This is a genomic window from Leptolyngbya sp. FACHB-261 (assembly GCF_014696065.1).
Lineage (GTDB): Bacteria > Cyanobacteriota > Cyanobacteriia > FACHB-261 > FACHB-261 > FACHB-261.
On the sequence record NZ_JACJPL010000015.1, the window covers coordinates 474,134 to 488,998 of the forward strand.

A 14,865-nucleotide genomic window follows, 5' to 3' on the forward strand; every position below is an offset into this window, starting at 1 on the left:
GCAAGTCCCGAAGGCAGGAGACAGCTGAAATCTGAGGCACTAGGTCTATCCCTTAAATCAAATAGCCAGATCCGTCACCTAGAGAAGCGCACATAAAGCCTTCTATTTTTTTACCTATTTTTCATCAGATCACCCTTAACAGTTCACAACTTCCTGTAATAAACTGAAACGGTAGGCGATAGGTATATCTTCTCAGTGATGATGAGTAGTCAATTTCCCTGGCTAACCACAATCGTTCTGTTACCCCTGCTTGCGGCTCTAGCCATCCCCGTACTTCCTGACCAACAGGGCAGAACGGTTCGTTGGTATGCCTTGGGGGTAGGACTGGTCGACTTTGTGCTGACGCTGTTTACCTTCGGGCGTCACTACGATTTGCGCAACCACGCGTTCCAACTCACTGAAAGTTATCCCTGGGTGCCTCAATTGGGCCTCAACTGGTCAGTTGCAGTTGATGGCCTTTCTATGCCTCTGATTGTGCTGACAGGGTTGGTGACAACTCTAGCAATTGTGGCGGGCTGGAAGGTTGAGCGCAAACCCCGTCTGTTTTACGCCCTGATGCTGGTCATGTACAGTGCTCAGATCGGCGTATTCGCAGCTCAAGATATGCTCCTATTCTTCTTGATGTGGGAGCTAGAGCTGGTGCCGGTCTACCTCCTAATCTCAATTTGGGGAGGAGCCAAGCGTCTCTACGCAGCGACCAAGTTTATTCTCTACACTGCCTTAGGCTCGATCTTCATTCTGGTCGCAGCTTTGGCAATGGCCTTCTATGGCGATACCGTTACCTTTGACCTGAGCGCCCTAGCCCACAAGCACTATTCGCTCACCTTCGAGCTGTTGGTTTACGCTGCTCTGCTGATTGCCTTTGGGGTTAAGCTGCCCATTTTTCCGCTGCACACCTGGTTACCGGATGCCCACAGCGAGGCTTCTGCTCCAGTTTCGATGCTGCTAGCAGGCGTTCTGCTGAAGATGGGAGGCTATGCGCTAATCCGCATGAACATTGAGATGCTGCCTCACGCCCATGCCTACTTTGCCCCGGTGTTGGTAGTTCTTGGGGTGGTTAACATTCTCTACGGAGCGTTCACGGCCTTTGCTCAAACCCATCTCAAGCGTCGGTTGGCTTACTCGTCGATTTCCCACATGGGCTTCGTACTGGTGGGGATTGCCTCGTTTACCGAGCTGGGTCTTAACGGCGCGGTCCTGCAAATGGTGTCCCACGGCCTGATTGCAGCGGCGCTGTTCTTCCTGTCCGGCGTGACTTACGAGCGCACCAACACCCTAGTGATGGAAAAACTGGGTGGAATGGCCAAGCGCATGCCCAAGGTGTTTGCTCTATTCACTGCTGGCTCAATGGCCTCCTTGGCTTTGCCCGGTATGAGTGGCTTCGTTGGTGAGCTAACTATCTTCCTGGGCCTGGCCACGAGCGATGCCTACAGCTCAAGCTTCAAAACGGTTGTGGTTCTGCTGGCAGCAGTCGGTGTTATCCTCACACCCATTTATCTGCTCTCGATGCTGCGCAAAGTCTTCTACGGCTCCGAGAACCCCTACCTGGTCCCCGAGCCCTGGAATCTCGCTGATGCTAGCCCCAGAGAAGTTCTAGTTCCTCTCTGTCTGCTGATTCCGATCATCGGGATTGGTCTATACCCCAAGGTTGCTACCCAAACTTACGATGCCAAGACGGTGGCAGTGATTGCCCATGTCCGGGATGCGCTACCAACCGTTGCCGAAGCCAGTCCTGCCTATCTTGATACGCAAACATTTGTGGCTCCTAAACTGCCTGGAGCTAAGGTGGGCGAGTTGCTGGGAGTAATGGAAACCGTCTCGCTCCCCCACTAAACGTTCGATTGACAAGCCAGTAGACACCTCAACTGAGTCACCTATTGATGCTAGAGCCTTCCCTAAGGGAGGCTCTTTTTAGCGTTGGGCTGGCAGAGCTAAATCGTTTTTAACTTGTAAAGCTCCCAAGCGTTTGAACTGAGGCGACCAAACTGATTCAGAGCGTTTTTCCAAACTCCTTGAAAACACAAAAGATGCAAACACGAAAGATAATTTTAATCTGAATTAGTTGTGCATCTCGCCTCAAATCTCAACCATTCCATTTCGGCAGGGAGCCGTAGACTAGATGCAGGCGGATTGGCAGGAGTTGGGATAATATCTGAGGGAATTCAAACAGCAACGGACGCAGAAGCGAAGGGTAGCGAGTATGAGTGGCGTCTCTAATATTGCGGTCAAAACAATTCAGGGGGAAGACAAGCAACTGGGAGAATATGCAGGTAAGGTGCTCCTGATCGTCAACGTAGCCTCATACTGTGGTTACACACCGCAGTACGATGGTCTAGAGAAATTGAGCCAGAAATACAAAGACCGGGGTCTGCGTGTATTGGGCTTTCCTTGCAATGACTATGGCGCACAGGAACCCGGTAGCGGTGCGGAAATCATGGAGTTCTGCACCAACCGTTATGGTGTGAGCTTTGACTTATTTGAGAAAGTACAGGCCAAAGGTCCACAGCAGCATCCCCTTTATGCTGTGTTGAGCAACGCAGTCGAGCCTGCAGGCGATGTGACTTGGAACTTCGAGAAATTTCTAGTTAATAAACAGGGGGAAGTCATTGCTCGATTCAAAAGCAGTGTCAAGCCGGATGCACCCGAGTTGGTCTCTGCGATTGAGCGGGAGCTAGAACAGTAGATTTCTGTAGTTCGCTAAATGCCAAGATGTCCGAGAAGCCCCTCAGGCTTTTACAATGAATGCTGACTTGATTAATTCAGGGGAGAGCAGCAGTGCCAGCGGCAGTCGGTGTTATTCAAACAATCGGGTTTCCGGCAGTGCTGGCAGCAGCAGACGCAATGGTCAAGGCAGGGCAGGTCACCCTGGTTTACTATGGCATCGCCGAGAGTGGGCAATTTTTGGTTGCCATTCGGGGTAGCAATTCAGAAGTACAACCGGCAATTACAGCAGGCGTTGAAGCAGCAGAGCAAGTCTTTGGAGGAACGGTGGTTGACTACTACATCGTTCCCAACCCACCAGAGAATGTTGTGGAAGTTTTGCCGATTGAGTATACCGAGACAGTTGAACAGTTCCGAATCCCCTGAAACTTGGACTACAGCTTGTTTGTGCTGACGCCGTAGCCACAAAGCTCAAAGAAGGCGCAATATTAGGTCAGCAGTTGCTGGAGGATCAGCAACTGAGTCTCGTACAATCAGTCTTACATTCTGCACATTTGATTGAATTCTGGGAGATCGGCCATGCCATCGGCGGTTGGATCAATTGAAACGAAAGGGTTTCCGGCAGTGTTGGCAGCGGCAGACGCAATGGTCAAAGCAGGCCGAGTCACGCTAGTGGGCTACATTCGCGTGGGTAGTGCCCGTTTTACTGTTAATGTTCGCGGCGATGTTTCTGAGGTGAAAGCTGCTGTTGCGGCAGGCATTGCTGCGATTGAAAATGTTCACGGCGGCACGATGGAATCTTGGGTGATTATTCCGCGTCCGCATGAGAACGTGGAATGTGTTCTACCAATTGCCTATACGCGTGAAGTCGAACGCTTCCTGGATGCTGTGGAGCAGGTCACGATTAATCGCTCATAGCAGGTCTAGACAGGTTTAAGCCAGGTCTGCTTGGAGTGAAAAAGGAACTGAAGCCAAGGTCGCGTAGGGTCCTCCCTTCAAGGCCTTGGCTACGGCATTGCTCTGCCTGCGCAAGCCTTCGTAGAAAAAGAAGACTTCTCCTGGGATGCCATGCTCACGGTGGAGTTGAATGATCCGCAAGAGATCCTGACAACTCAACTCGACACCATTGGCTTTAAAGGCAACGCCTGGGACACATTTTTGTAGCTGATCAGCTCCGAGATACTGCCCCAGCTTTTCAATTTCTTGCCGATACTTGCCGAAATCGGAGCGATAAATTTGAGGATGTAGTAGGTCAACCAAACCACGCTGCATCCAAGCTTTAGAGTCTTGAAGATAGTTCTGCAAGCCCCAAGGATAGACACTGGGAGCCATTGAGACCACTAGTTGCGGCCTAATCGCTTTGATCTGGGAGTATAGGCGAGCTAGAAAGTCAGTCAATTGGTCGGCTCGCCACTGCAGCCAAGCTGAATCTTTGGGATTAGCTGGCGGAGCCTGACCAAACTCAGCTCGAAAACGGATGAGCGTACTAGGTTCATAACCCGCTTCGGCAGGCAGAGCAGGCAGCCGATCATCGCCCTGAATGCCATCCACATCATATTTTTGGATGACCTCAAGGATGAGGCTTTGCATGAACTCTTGCACCTCAGGGTCAAGGGCATTCATCCAGGTCATGCCGCCCTTGTGCAGCAAAGAACCCTGAGCATCACGCACGGCCCATGCTGGTTTCTTCTGCAAAAGATGTCCACCTTGGCGCTTAGGCGAACTGGCAAAGCCGTACTCAAACCAGGGAATCACTACGATGCCTCGGCTATGGGCTTCAACAATCAGCTCGGCCAGCGGATCACGGCCTTGATGGGCAAAATAGGGAGCAATATTGAAGGCAAAGCCATGATCCAACATGACTTGGCTGCGATAAAGCGTAAAGCCCTGATTCCAAACCACAGGAAACACAACGTTGAATCTCAGCTCAGCCAGGAATTCCATTGCCTGAGCTAGATTGACTCGTGAATCGAGTACTTTGCTGTGATTGACGTTAGGGATCCAAATGCCTCTCAGCTCTTGAGGGAGGTGGGGTAGAGAACTGGAAGCCGTTCGGAACGGGCTATTCTGACGGCGGCTCAACAACTCCTGAGCAAAGCTGGCACCGAGAACCCCTTGGTCCAGGAGGTTTAAGTCAGCATGACAAAAGGCTTCTAAAGCAGCCTCGGTCTGAGGGCCATAGGAGCCATCGATGCGACTGGTATACAACCCTAGACGGGCCAAATTCTCTTGTAACTGCACGAGCAGTTCTGGCTCAGCGCTCAGCTTAGACAGGCTGATGCCTACATTTCGGCGCTGCAGCTGTTCAAGTCTCATGGCTTGCAAGTCTCATCCAGGTCTCATAGTCGCCCGTGCTTAGCGGCGTTCTTGGTTCATCCAATCAAAGACTAGAACCCAACTGATTATGGCCAGAAGCACCAAACACCAAGAGAGAAAGGGGATGAGCAGAGATACTGCATAGGCCAGCAGAATCAGGAAAAAGGCCAGAAGCGTAGAGATGATAATGCCAGCCATCGCGAGTGCTCCTAGGCACAGAAGGATGATCCAGAATCAGACAATCCTTCGTAGGCCATGAACCTTTGAACAATCCTTAACCTATATGCTCGTTCCGTCAAGAGACCTCATCTGATGGATTCACCTGCCTGGGTGATTGACGCTCTGCGCAAGGCGTTGTTCCGTTCAATTGTGTCTCTCAGCTACGATTCTAGAGTCCTTCTAAAGGGAGGAGCCCGCTAGGGGAGCAAAACTGCCGCATGGTGACGGATATGATCTTCAACAAATGTGGTGATGAAGTAATAACCGTGGTCGTAGCCAGGCTGTCGGCGCAAGTTGAGCGGTTGGCCCACCTTGGCACAGGCTTGCTCAAACACCTCAGGCAGTAGTTGATCATTCAGGAATGGATCGGCACTGCCCTGGTCGATCAGAATCAGTCGGTTGTCGTGAGCGGAGAGGACCAGTTCGCTAGCGTCATAAGCGCGCCAAGCTTCCGAGTCAGGGCCAAGATAATTGCCAAAGGCTTTTTGGCCCCAGGCACAACGGGTCGGCGCAGCGATGGGGGCAAAGGCTGAGACCGACTGATAGCGCTCTGGGTTTCTCAGCGCACAGACTAGGGCTCCGTGCCCTCCCATGGAGTGTCCAAAGATGCCCTGTCGTCCTGGCTGAACTGGGAAGTGCTCAGCAATTAGGGCAGGCAGTTCCTCAACCACGTAGCTATACATTTGATAGTGAGCTTGCCAGGGTTGGGCAGTGGCATCCACATAAAATCCAGCACCCGTTCCGAAATCCCAGTCGTCGTTTTCGCCTTCGATGCCTGCATCGCGAGGGCTGGTATCTGGAGTTACGAGAATCAAGCCATGTTCGGCAGCAAAGCGTTGCGCCCCAGCCTTGACCATGAAATTTTCTTCGGTGCAGGTCAGCCCGGAGAGGAAGTACAGTACTGGCAATCGTCTCGATTGAGCTTGAGGCGGTTGATAGACTGCAAAACGCATCTCCCCATTGCAAGTTTGGGAGTAATGCTTGTAAAAGCCGAGCTTGCCACCGAAGCAACGATACTCGCTGACCAGACTGGGAGAGGTTGGCATAAGCTATCTGAATTTGCAAGAAGAGCGTGATTTCTACAATGAAAAGACTACTGGTTACTGGAATTGGACCAAGCTACTTTAGGTTGCTTAGAGAATACAGGTTTAACTTAAAAAATCCAAGCTGAAGCACCTTAAGGAATTTTAAAGCGACTTTTTATAGCAACCACTTTAAAAATGGATGAGCAAATTTTTGCCAGAGTTCAACAAGTTCTAGCCCAAGTCTTTGAGCGCCGCAGAGAGCAAATCACTTCAAGTACTTATGTAGTCGCAGATTTAGGTGCAGATTCTATCGATATTGTGGAGCTAGTCTTGACTTTGGAAGAGGAATTTGATCTTGACATTCCCTTCGAGGATCTGGAGGAAGTTCAAGACGTGAATGCACAACAAATTGCCAGCTATTTCACCAGAAAGCTGCAGGATGAAGATTGAGAAAAGCAACTAGGGGTCCGGATTTCAAGTAGCCTATCAATCCAGTTAAAGGCTCGATTATTTTTGATTTCCTACTAACTGAGCGCACTACCTGCCAATATTCTGCTCCTGACGTGCTCGTTTCATAATGGTCTGGATATATTCGTTTTTTGCCTCTGTATAGCCTTCTCGGTCTGTTTGGAAGTGAGCAGCCAAGCCGCGTTTGAGGGCTGCGTAACACTGCGCTTCTTCGGGGTGAGCGCGCAGGTAGTCTCGGAACAGCAACCGTTCCCAAAATTTGCCATACGCTTCAACGATGTGAATATGATGGGTACGCTCTTTACCAAAGGGAGGCATACCTTTAACCAGAAATAGGCGCTCTGGATTGGGATCATCGTGCCAGTGAATATAACCCAGCGACTCTAAGTGCGGGATGCCCTGCCTGGCAGCATCTAAGGAACGAACACCAACCATCAAATCAATGATCGGTTTGGCAGCTAAGCCTGGCACCGCCGTGCTGCCCATATGTTCGATCGCGACAACCTGCTCATTGCCCAATGCTTCCCAGATCTTGGTTTTTTCTGCTTCAAACTGAGCGGGCCAGCGTGGGTCGTATTCGACGATAACGATTTCATCCATTGGTTAGTTTGCTTCCAGCTCGGTTAATTAGCGTTTGCAACTGGTGTCAGCAATCCTTTAAGCTCTAAAGTTTTCAAATCAACTTTTGAGGAGGCTAAATCGATCTCGAGACCAACAACACCTCCCTCGGTATCGAAATCGATCACAACATCTGAGGCAATCTCTTCTGATTCAACGCTGGGCTTGTCATTCAACCTAATCGAGAGAGTGTCAGTGTCAGAGAAGTACCGTATCTTCATGGTTCCAGCCCTCGCTTTAGCCTTGATAAAAAATTGCGGTCGAAATAGGCGTTGTGTACAGTTTCTCCATCCTCCAACACGATGACTCTAAGCACCCGATTTTCATACTCACCAATCGCTGCCCAGTAACTGACACGGCCATTGGGCTGTATTGCTACTTTGAGTGGGTTACTCAGTACACGTCTACACCATTCACGTTGAATTTCTGGTCGTTCTAGCAGCTTCTGCTCAAAGTAGCTAGTTGTCTTCACGTCAATGTTGTCAAATTGCGACTAAAACGTCACCACGCTGCGAATTGACTCGCCTTTGTGCATCAAATCAAAGGCATCATTGATTTGGTCGACGGGGAGCACATGGGTGATCAGATCGTCGATGTTGATCTTGCCGTCCATGTACCAGTCCACAATTTTGGGCACATCCGTACGGCCTCTAGCTCCGCCGAAGGCAGTGCCTTTCCAAACACGGCCAGTGACTAATTGAAAGGGGCGGGTGCGAATTTCTTGACCAGCACCGGCAACCCCAATAATCACACTGACTCCCCAACCTTTATGGCAGCATTCGAGGGCCTGACGCATGATATCGACATTACCAATGCACTCGAAGCTGTAGTCGGCACCGCCTTTGGTTAGGTCTACAAGATAGGGAACTAAATCGCCTTCAACTTCTTTGGGATTGACAAAGTCAGTCATGCCGAACTTTTCTGCCAACTCACGGCGGCTGGGATTGATATCGACCCCAACAATTTGACTAGCTCCTACCAGACGAGCCCCTTGAATCACATTCAGACCAATGCCGCCCAGTCCGAAAACAACAACTCTAGCGCCTGGTTCAACTTTGGCCGTGTTAATCACGGCGCCAATGCCTGTGGTGACACCACAGCCGATGTAGCAAACTTTTTCAAAAGGCGCGTCTTCGCGGATTTTGGCTACGGCAATTTCGGGCAGCACCGTGTAATTAGCAAAGGTCGAGGTGCCCATGTAGTGCAAAATTTGCTGACCATCTAGAGAGAAGCGGCTGGTGCCATCAGGCATGACGCCTCGTCCCTGGGTAGAGCGAATAGCTTGACAGAGGTTGGTTTTTTGGCTCAGGCAGTATTCGCACTGTCGGCATTCTGGGGTGTAGAGCGGAATGACATGATCGCCAGGTTTGAGGCTAGTGACACCAGGGCCAACTTCTACAACGACGCCTGCACCTTCGTGCCCCAAGATGGCGGGGAAGAGTCCTTCGGAGTCCGAGCCAGAGAGGGTGTAAGCGTCAGTGTGGCAGATGCCAGTTGCTTTGATTTCAATTAAAACTTCGCCAGCTTTGGGGCCCGCAAGCTGCACAGTTTCAATACTGAGGGGTTTGCCTGCCTCAAAGGCGACTGCTGCTTTAACGTTCATCATCTGCTCCTGTCTTGAGAAGGGCCAGTTCTGTTGCCCCAAACGCCCAGCATACAATTTTCCTGGAGAGGCGCTGTTGTCTACGGATGGTAGGGAACGCTGCTTAGACAAGTCTGCTTGTCTGAACTCAAAATAAGGGGATTTTTTATGTTTCGGAAGCTCGTTCCCAGCACCGTGACCACTCTTGTCGCTGGTTCTATGTTGGTTGGGCCATTTGTTCTACCTGCGCAGGCACAGCGAGGCTATGCGCCCATGCCTCTACCGGCTAGCAATCAAGTGAGTGATTCTCTAACGCGAAACGATCTGCCCACGGGTCAGGGTAGCTTTGCTCGGGATTATGTGATTGAGGTCAAAAATCCGGGTCGGGTGGTTCGCATCAATCTTGAATCAACGGTTCTCGATCCGATGGTGACGCTGTTAGGCCCCGATGGCACCACGATTGCGGAGAACGACGATGAGCCGGGAGGCAGCACCAATTCCCAGTTGTTTGCGCTGTTGGATAAGGCGGGTACTTACACGATTCGGGTACAGACAGTGGGTGAGGTGCGGACGGGTGCCTTCACCCTGAAGGTGGGCTATTACGCGCCTGTGCGGTAAGCTCCGATTCCGTTAGGACCAATTCAAACTCGACCCCCTGGTTCCTCAAAGCTGTGCGCGATGGAGGAGCCAGGGGGTTGGGTTTATTTGGACGCTTTGGGCTAGGCGCAGTTTACTCAAACCTACAACCAATGCTGCTGCAAGTGGGACAGTTCTTACCAACGATGGGACATCACCGATTACCAGTGGGACAAATGCCGCCAGCGGTGGGATACGTCTGATCCCGAGTGGGAGATGGGGTGTCAACTGGTGAGACCGTTTCCGGCATCTATGGGACAAAGCCCCATAACAGTGGGACCAATGCTGTCAGCGTTGCACCCCACATCCCACTTAAGAGCACAGGCATCCCACCAGTACCCAACGCCGAATTGAGCGCCTTCAAGATAAAGCTTTGGGGGCTCCTCAAACTAAGACCGCCTGCACGCTTTGCAAGGGGCTAACCTGCGTATGCAGGCTTCGTCTATGTAGCCGTATTTAGCCTGTCGCCACCTTAAGAGGCATCTGGATCAACACCCATCGCCCTCAACTGTGCCTTGAGCTGTTCCACTTGCAGGAGTGCCTGTTCTGCCCGTTGGCGCTCCTGCTCCGCTCTTTGGCGCTCTTGCTCTGCCCGTTCCTCCGCCTGCTGCCGAGCCAGCGTCTCTTCGCGTAGAGCCTGCGCCAACTCTTCGGGAATGGGCAACTTCTCGCCGGTATCCTCTCGATAGAAACCAATCAGTGAGCCCTCAGGCTGTAGACGCAGTTGCAACGGTTGGCTGAGCCCGTCCTGAATGAGTTCGTAGACGTCTCCCCGTAACCGGTAGCCGCGCAGTTGTTCTTCAATCCACTCCGCCTTCGGGTCAAACAGCCAATATTCCTGCACACCTAGCTGCTCATAGAGCATCTTTTTGTGAATCAGATCTTGGTCTTTGGTTCCCTTCGAAGTCATTTCAAAAATGACTGCTGGCACCTGGCCCTCTTCCCAAACTTTGTAATTATCCCGACCGCCCGGGGTCACCTCAAAAATGACCATCACATCCGGCGCGACCCGTAAGCGGGGAAAATCCTTTGCAAAGTAGAGAAACTGGTTGCCCAACACTGTCGCCTGACGCCCCAGCAAGTACTGCCTCAGAACTTCAAGCGTCACCAACAAAACATATAGGTGAGCATAGGTTTCAGCTACCGGTTCACCATCAGAACTGGGATAAAAGATTTCAGTGGCTTGGGTCGCGGGGGAGAGCGCCGTCATAGCCGCACTAAGTTGCAAGTAAGAGAACTGCAAGCAAGAGCCAGTTGCCTCAATCTTACCGTCGCAAGCAAAAGCCTCCCTTCGAAACTCAAAGAGAGGCTTTTGCACCATCGACCTGATAATCGAGCGGTTAGAGCATCAGGTTTAAAGCGTCAGATTAAAGTATCAAACTAGCTGGTCACCCAATTCACTAGCGTCCGCACGCCAAAGCCGGTTGCACCCGTGTTGTTGTAACCGCTTTCTTTATCAGCCCAAACTGGACCGGCAATATCCAGGTGAACCCAAGGCGTCTCTTTGACAAACTGCTTCAAGAACAGCGCCGCCGTAATCGCGCCACCCGGACGAGGACCTGTGTTCTTAAAGTCAGCAACGCCCGACTTCATGCCGTCCCAGTACTTCTCTTCTAGGGGCATGCGCCAGAACTTCTCACCCGAAACACTTGAAGCCTTGTCAAACTGCTCCGCAATCTCGTCATTGGGACTCCATAAACCGGCAATGTCGTCGCCCAAAGCGATCACACAGGCACCGGTCAGCGTCGCCAAGTCCACAATCGCATCTACACCCAGCTTCTCAGTAAACACCAGAGCATCCGCCAGGGTCAGACGGCCCTCGGCGTCGGTATTGTTAACCTCAATGGTTTTGCCGTTGGAAGCCGTGAGAATATCGCCAGGGTGCATCGCATGACCGCTGATCATGTTCTCAGTGGCCGCCACCACAAAGTGAACTTCAACATCCGGCTTGAGCTGACCAACCGCCTTGGCCGAACCCAGAGCTGCTGCCGAGCCGCCCATGTCAGTCTTCATCATTTCGATGCCGCTGCCTGCCCCTTTAATATTCAGGCCACCAGAATCAAAGGTCAGACCTTTGCCGATGATTGCTAGCTTGCGACGGGGCTCGCCTACAGGCTTGTAGGTCAGGTGAATAAACTTAGGCGGCAGTTCGGAAGCTTGAGCTACGCCCAGGAAAGCCCCCATGCCTAGCTTCTCGCAGTCTTCACGCTCTAGAATCTCTAGCTCCAGACCGTAATCTTGAGCGATCTGCTGTGCCGTCTCCGCCAGCGTGATTGGTGTGACCAGATTGGCTGGAGCCGCCACCAGCTCCCGAGCCAAAATCACCCCTTCACAGATGCCCTTGGCTTTGGTGATCGCCTCCGGTTGAGAGCCCACCTCCAGCAGGTCGATACGTTCCGGCGGTTTGGCCTCACCATTGGTCTCCGACTTGAAGCGCACATCCTGATGCAGCGCTAGGGTGATCCCCTCCACCAGAGCTTGCGTGGTCAGAGCAGCATCGTCATTGAACAGGGGAAAAGCGACACCAACCTGCTTACAGCGGTTTTGCTTCGCCAGACGGATCCCAACCGCTGCTCCGCGACGCAGCGTATCCAGCGTGGCTTTGTCCCGCTCGCCCAACCCCACTAGCACAAGCTTGTGAATAGGGCTCTTGCTGCCTACCCGCGCTGTGGTGCTAGAGCCCGGCTTGCCTTCAAATTCTGTTTCGGCGATGACTTCCGCTAGCGTGCCACCCAAGATTTTTTCATCCAAGGTGCTTAGGGGACCGCTAAGCTGCTGGTCGCCCTGAAAAAAGCCCAGAACCAAACCGTCCCCTGACCAGTCCAACAAAGAAGTACCTGGCGTTTGAAACTCCATAATCTTTCGGCTACAACTTCATTTTTTGTACTTATCAGTGTAGTTTTCCTGTCCCAGAATCGGTTGGACGGTTAATTATAGGGTGGTGAGCACAAAACGAGGCTCAGTCACCTCCCCCCTCGCGGGGAAAGTAGGTCTTGCCAGCTCTATCGAAAGTGCTAAAGTCGCTAAGAGCAACGAAGGCAGTGCATTCAACCAGTGTGTCAGACCAGTCGATCCAGTCAGTGTTTCAGTCCCCTGAGTTGATGAGTCTCGGTAGGTTAAGCCAGTGCTAAAGCGGAATCTTGTGCGGTTGTCCTTTGTGCTGGGCTTAGGTCTAGCAACCACGTTGATTAGTGCAGGTGTGACGGTAGCAGTGCGCAGCGGACAACAGACCGCTCAACCTGCCAATTCTGAGCCTCAAACCATTGCCCTAGAACCCCGTAACACCACTGATACGGGCGCCACTTTTCGCCAGATCGCGCAGTTATCGACCACAGAGCAGATCAGCCGTCTGGAGCAACTTGCCCGTAACGGTCGTTCTGAAACTGAACGCAGTCGAGCGCGTTACCGTCTAGCAGACCTTTATCTGCAATTGAACCGACCCGCTGAGGCCCTGCCCTCGCTTGAGGGGCTGGAGCGGGATTACCCCATGCTGGCCGATCAGGTTCTACTGTTGCGCGCTCGGGCTTACACCGCTGCCCGTAACCCCGGTCAAGCTCAAGCCGTTTGGGAGCAAATTCTGACGGAGCATGCTCAAAGCCCGGTTGCCGCTGAGGCCCTTTATGCTCTCGGGCGCAGCAACCGGAACTACTGGGCACAAGCAATCAACCAATTCCCAGCCCACCCACGCAGTGGCGAGATTGCCCGAACGCTGCTAGCTCAGAATCCCAATCAGCCTGAGTTGATGCTATTGCTGGCGCGCTACTCGCCAGAGCGTAAGACCACAGTGCCAGTGCTAGACCGTCTGGTGCGCAGCTACGCCTCACGTCTGCGGGCCGAAGACTGGGAAGCTGTGGCCTTTGGCTACTGGCAGAATCGTCAGTTTGCCAAAGCAGCTAGCGCCTATGCCCGCGCCCCTCAATCTGCTCGCAATCTGTATCGAGCTGGCCGCAGCCTGCAACTCTCGGGTGACAGTCGCCGCGCCTACAGTTACTACACCCGCGTTGCCACGCAGTTCCCCAACGACGTTGATGCCGGTAACGCCCTACTGCGTATTCCTGGGGTTACCACCGCTCAAAATGCGCTGCCCTGGCTAGACCAAGCAATCGCTAACCACCCGACCAGAGCCGCAGAAGCGGTTTTGGCTAAAGCAAAGGTCTATGACCGCTCAAACAGCGCGCAGGCAGCCAGTGCCGCCCGCAACCTATTGCTTAGCCGCTACGCCAACACAGAAGCTGCGGCTGAGCTGAGTTGGGAATTAGCTCGTGCTCGGGCACAACGGGGTGATTTGAGTGGAGCCATTCAGCAGGCGCAAGCAGTGGCTTCCGCAGCCCCTGCCGACAGCGAAACAGCCCCTCAGCTAATGTTCTGGGCAGGCAAATGGTCGCAGCGACTCGGACAAGCTGACCGGGCTAGAGGCTTTTTCCAACAGGTGCTCAATCGTTACCCACAGTCGTATTACGCTTGGCGGTCAGCGGGTCTTCTGGGCTGGCCTGTCGGGGATTTCCTCAATGCTCGGCGAGTAGCCTACAGCATTCAACCCCCAAGTCGGGGTAATCTCACGGCTGGATCTACACAGGTCCAGGAGTTGTACCTCCTGGGCTCAGGCATCGATGCCTGGCAACGCTGGCAAGCGGAGCTGCCCGAGCGGATCAACCTCAGTGTTGCCCAACAGTTTACCGATGGCCTGCTACGCCTGGAAGTGAACGACAACCTGGAGGCACTTGACCAGATTTCCAGCTTGCTCTGGCAAGATATCCCCTCCGAGCAACGCTCCAACCTGGAAGCACTCAAGCAGCAACCCTATTTCTGGGAAGCGCTTTATCCCATGCAGTACCGGGAGGGCATTACTACCTGGGCCCAGAGCCGGAACTTGAACCCGCTGTTGGTGATGGCCCTGATCCGTCAAGAATCGCGGTTTGAACCCAATATCCGCTCCTCAGCTGGCGCGACGGGTCTCATGCAAGTCATGCCTGGCACAGGTGACTGGATCGCTAGCAAAATCGGTCTGGGAAGCTACTCGTTGAGCAATCCCAACGATAATCTCAAGCTGGGCACCTGGTATTTGGACTACACCCATCGCGAATACAGCAACAACTCGATGCTGGCGGTCGCTAGCTATAACGCTGGTCCTGGGAATGTGTCAAGCTGGGTGAGACGCTTCGGGTTGAGGGACGCTGACGAGTTCGTCGAGAGCATCCCGTTCTCGGAGACCCGAGGTTACGTCAAGTTAGTCTTTGAGAACTACTGGAACTATCTGCGTCTGTACTCTCCTGATATTCATCAGGAGCTAGCTCAGTTCCAGGCAGACCAGTAAGGCTTGCAGAGACAGAGACAGGTTCA

The 14,865-nt window shown here is 52.7% G+C and carries 16 protein-coding genes; 7 read left to right on the top strand and 9 right to left on the bottom strand.

What is annotated here, in order from left to right; translation table 11 throughout:
- Positions 1 to 198 precede the first annotated feature (198 nt).
- From H6F94_RS08350 to H6F94_RS08365, 4 genes are all read left to right on the top strand, one after another.
- Positions 199 to 1,833 (top strand): NAD(P)H-quinone oxidoreductase subunit 4, encoded by a 1,635-nt coding sequence (locus H6F94_RS08350; protein WP_190801829.1) that lies wholly within the window; start codon positions 199 to 201, stop codon positions 1,831 to 1,833.
- A gap of 367 nt (positions 1,834 to 2,200) precedes the next feature.
- On the top strand, positions 2,201 to 2,683 hold the full coding sequence (locus H6F94_RS08355; protein WP_190801743.1) for a glutathione peroxidase: 483 nt from the start codon (positions 2,201 to 2,203) through the stop codon (positions 2,681 to 2,683).
- Positions 2,684 to 2,775: 92 nt separating this feature from the next.
- Positions 2,776 to 3,087: a carbon dioxide-concentrating mechanism protein CcmK gene (locus H6F94_RS08360; protein ID WP_190801744.1), complete on the top strand. Its 312-nt coding sequence runs from the start codon at positions 2,776 to 2,778 to the stop codon at positions 3,085 to 3,087.
- 153 nt (positions 3,088 to 3,240) lie between these two features.
- Positions 3,241 to 3,579 (top strand): carbon dioxide-concentrating mechanism protein CcmK, encoded by a 339-nt coding sequence (locus H6F94_RS08365; protein WP_190801745.1) that lies wholly within the window; start codon positions 3,241 to 3,243, stop codon positions 3,577 to 3,579.
- Positions 3,580 to 3,594: 15 nt separating this feature from the next.
- Here the strand turns inward: H6F94_RS08365 and H6F94_RS08370 are convergent, their stop codons facing one another.
- The 3 genes from H6F94_RS08370 to fghA all read right to left on the bottom strand — a co-directional run bounded on the left by H6F94_RS08370 (position 3,595) and on the right by fghA (position 6,242).
- A complete protein-coding gene (locus tag H6F94_RS08370) occupies positions 3,595 to 4,977 on the bottom strand; it encodes a family 10 glycosylhydrolase (protein ID WP_190801746.1) in 1,383 nt (460 codons plus the stop codon).
- Positions 4,978 to 5,016: 39 nt separating this feature from the next.
- Positions 5,017 to 5,175, bottom strand: a complete 159-nt coding sequence (locus tag H6F94_RS08375; protein WP_190801747.1) for a hypothetical protein — start codon at positions 5,173 to 5,175, stop codon at positions 5,017 to 5,019.
- Positions 5,176 to 5,393: 218 nt separating this feature from the next.
- Entirely contained in the window at positions 5,394 to 6,242 is an 849-nt protein-coding gene (gene fghA, locus H6F94_RS08380) for an S-formylglutathione hydrolase (protein WP_190801748.1), read from the bottom strand.
- Between the two features lie 174 nt (positions 6,243 to 6,416).
- Between fghA and H6F94_RS08385 the strand changes: the two genes are divergently transcribed.
- On the top strand, positions 6,417 to 6,671 hold the full coding sequence (locus H6F94_RS08385) for an acyl carrier protein (protein ID WP_190801749.1): 255 nt from the start codon (positions 6,417 to 6,419) through the stop codon (positions 6,669 to 6,671).
- A gap of 87 nt (positions 6,672 to 6,758) precedes the next feature.
- On the opposite strand, the gene H6F94_RS08390 is transcribed toward H6F94_RS08385, so the two are convergent.
- The 4 genes from H6F94_RS08390 to H6F94_RS08405 are packed head-to-tail and all read right to left on the bottom strand — an operon-like array spanning position 6,759 to position 8,910.
- The gene (locus H6F94_RS08390; RefSeq protein WP_190801750.1) at positions 6,759 to 7,289 is read right to left on the bottom strand and encodes a GrpB family protein; all 531 of its coding nucleotides are present in this window, start codon (positions 7,287 to 7,289) and stop codon (positions 6,759 to 6,761) included.
- A 23-nt stretch (positions 7,290 to 7,312) separates the two neighbouring features.
- Positions 7,313 to 7,528, bottom strand: a complete 216-nt coding sequence (locus H6F94_RS08395) for a DUF2283 domain-containing protein (protein WP_190801751.1) — start codon at positions 7,526 to 7,528, stop codon at positions 7,313 to 7,315.
- Positions 7,525 to 7,779: a hypothetical protein gene (locus tag H6F94_RS08400; protein ID WP_190801752.1), complete on the bottom strand. Its 255-nt coding sequence runs from the start codon at positions 7,777 to 7,779 to the stop codon at positions 7,525 to 7,527. Before H6F94_RS08400 ends, H6F94_RS08395 begins: the two co-directional genes overlap by 4 nt.
- 21 nt (positions 7,780 to 7,800) lie before the next feature.
- A complete protein-coding gene (locus H6F94_RS08405; protein ID WP_190801830.1) occupies positions 7,801 to 8,910 on the bottom strand; it encodes an S-(hydroxymethyl)glutathione dehydrogenase/class III alcohol dehydrogenase in 1,110 nt (369 codons plus the stop codon).
- Positions 8,911 to 9,057: 147 nt separating this feature from the next.
- On the opposite strand from H6F94_RS08405, the gene H6F94_RS08410 reads away from it, so the two are divergent.
- Positions 9,058 to 9,507 (top strand): PPC domain-containing protein, encoded by a 450-nt coding sequence (locus H6F94_RS08410; protein WP_190801753.1) that lies wholly within the window; start codon positions 9,058 to 9,060, stop codon positions 9,505 to 9,507.
- Between the two features lie 490 nt (positions 9,508 to 9,997).
- Here H6F94_RS08410 and H6F94_RS08415 read toward each other — a convergent pair whose 3' ends face one another.
- Both H6F94_RS08415 and H6F94_RS08420 read right to left on the bottom strand, forming a co-directional pair.
- Positions 9,998 to 10,735, bottom strand: coding sequence for a Uma2 family endonuclease (locus tag H6F94_RS08415; RefSeq protein ID WP_190801754.1), 738 nt, complete (start codon positions 10,733 to 10,735; stop codon positions 9,998 to 10,000).
- A gap of 170 nt (positions 10,736 to 10,905) precedes the next feature.
- Positions 10,906 to 12,381: a leucyl aminopeptidase gene (locus H6F94_RS08420; RefSeq protein WP_190801755.1), complete on the bottom strand. Its 1,476-nt coding sequence runs from the start codon at positions 12,379 to 12,381 to the stop codon at positions 10,906 to 10,908.
- A 268-nt stretch (positions 12,382 to 12,649) separates the two neighbouring features.
- On the opposite strand from H6F94_RS08420, the gene H6F94_RS08425 reads away from it, so the two are divergent.
- The gene (locus tag H6F94_RS08425) at positions 12,650 to 14,839 is read left to right on the top strand and encodes a lytic transglycosylase domain-containing protein (RefSeq protein WP_190801756.1); all 2,190 of its coding nucleotides are present in this window, start codon (positions 12,650 to 12,652) and stop codon (positions 14,837 to 14,839) included.
- Positions 14,840 to 14,865 lie beyond the last annotated feature (26 nt).

Excerpts from the sequence above, each read along its gene's own strand:
- H6F94_RS08350 (WP_190801829.1), top strand. The coding sequence starts at position 199 with ATGATGAGTAGTCAATTTCCCTGGCTAACCACAATCGTTCTGTTACCC.
- H6F94_RS08355 (WP_190801743.1), top strand. The coding sequence starts at position 2,201 with ATGAGTGGCGTCTCTAATATTGCGGTCAAAACAATTCAGGGGGAAGAC.
- H6F94_RS08365 (WP_190801745.1), top strand. The coding sequence starts at position 3,241 with ATGCCATCGGCGGTTGGATCAATTGAAACGAAAGGGTTTCCGGCAGTG.
- H6F94_RS08370 (WP_190801746.1), bottom strand. The coding sequence starts at position 4,977 with ATGAGACTTGAACAGCTGCAGCGCCGAAATGTAGGCATCAGCCTGTCT.
- H6F94_RS08375 (WP_190801747.1), bottom strand. The coding sequence starts at position 5,175 with ATGGCTGGCATTATCATCTCTACGCTTCTGGCCTTTTTCCTGATTCTG.
- fghA (WP_190801748.1), bottom strand. The coding sequence starts at position 6,242 with ATGCCAACCTCTCCCAGTCTGGTCAGCGAGTATCGTTGCTTCGGTGGC.
- H6F94_RS08385 (WP_190801749.1), top strand. The coding sequence starts at position 6,417 with ATGGATGAGCAAATTTTTGCCAGAGTTCAACAAGTTCTAGCCCAAGTC.
- H6F94_RS08390 (WP_190801750.1), bottom strand. The coding sequence starts at position 7,289 with ATGGATGAAATCGTTATCGTCGAATACGACCCACGCTGGCCCGCTCAG.
- H6F94_RS08395 (WP_190801751.1), bottom strand. The coding sequence starts at position 7,528 with ATGAAGATACGGTACTTCTCTGACACTGACACTCTCTCGATTAGGTTG.
- H6F94_RS08405 (WP_190801830.1), bottom strand. The coding sequence starts at position 8,910 with ATGAACGTTAAAGCAGCAGTCGCCTTTGAGGCAGGCAAACCCCTCAGT.
- H6F94_RS08410 (WP_190801753.1), top strand. The coding sequence starts at position 9,058 with ATGTTTCGGAAGCTCGTTCCCAGCACCGTGACCACTCTTGTCGCTGGT.
- H6F94_RS08415 (WP_190801754.1), bottom strand. The coding sequence starts at position 10,735 with ATGACGGCGCTCTCCCCCGCGACCCAAGCCACTGAAATCTTTTATCCC.
- H6F94_RS08420 (WP_190801755.1), bottom strand. The coding sequence starts at position 12,381 with ATGGAGTTTCAAACGCCAGGTACTTCTTTGTTGGACTGGTCAGGGGAC.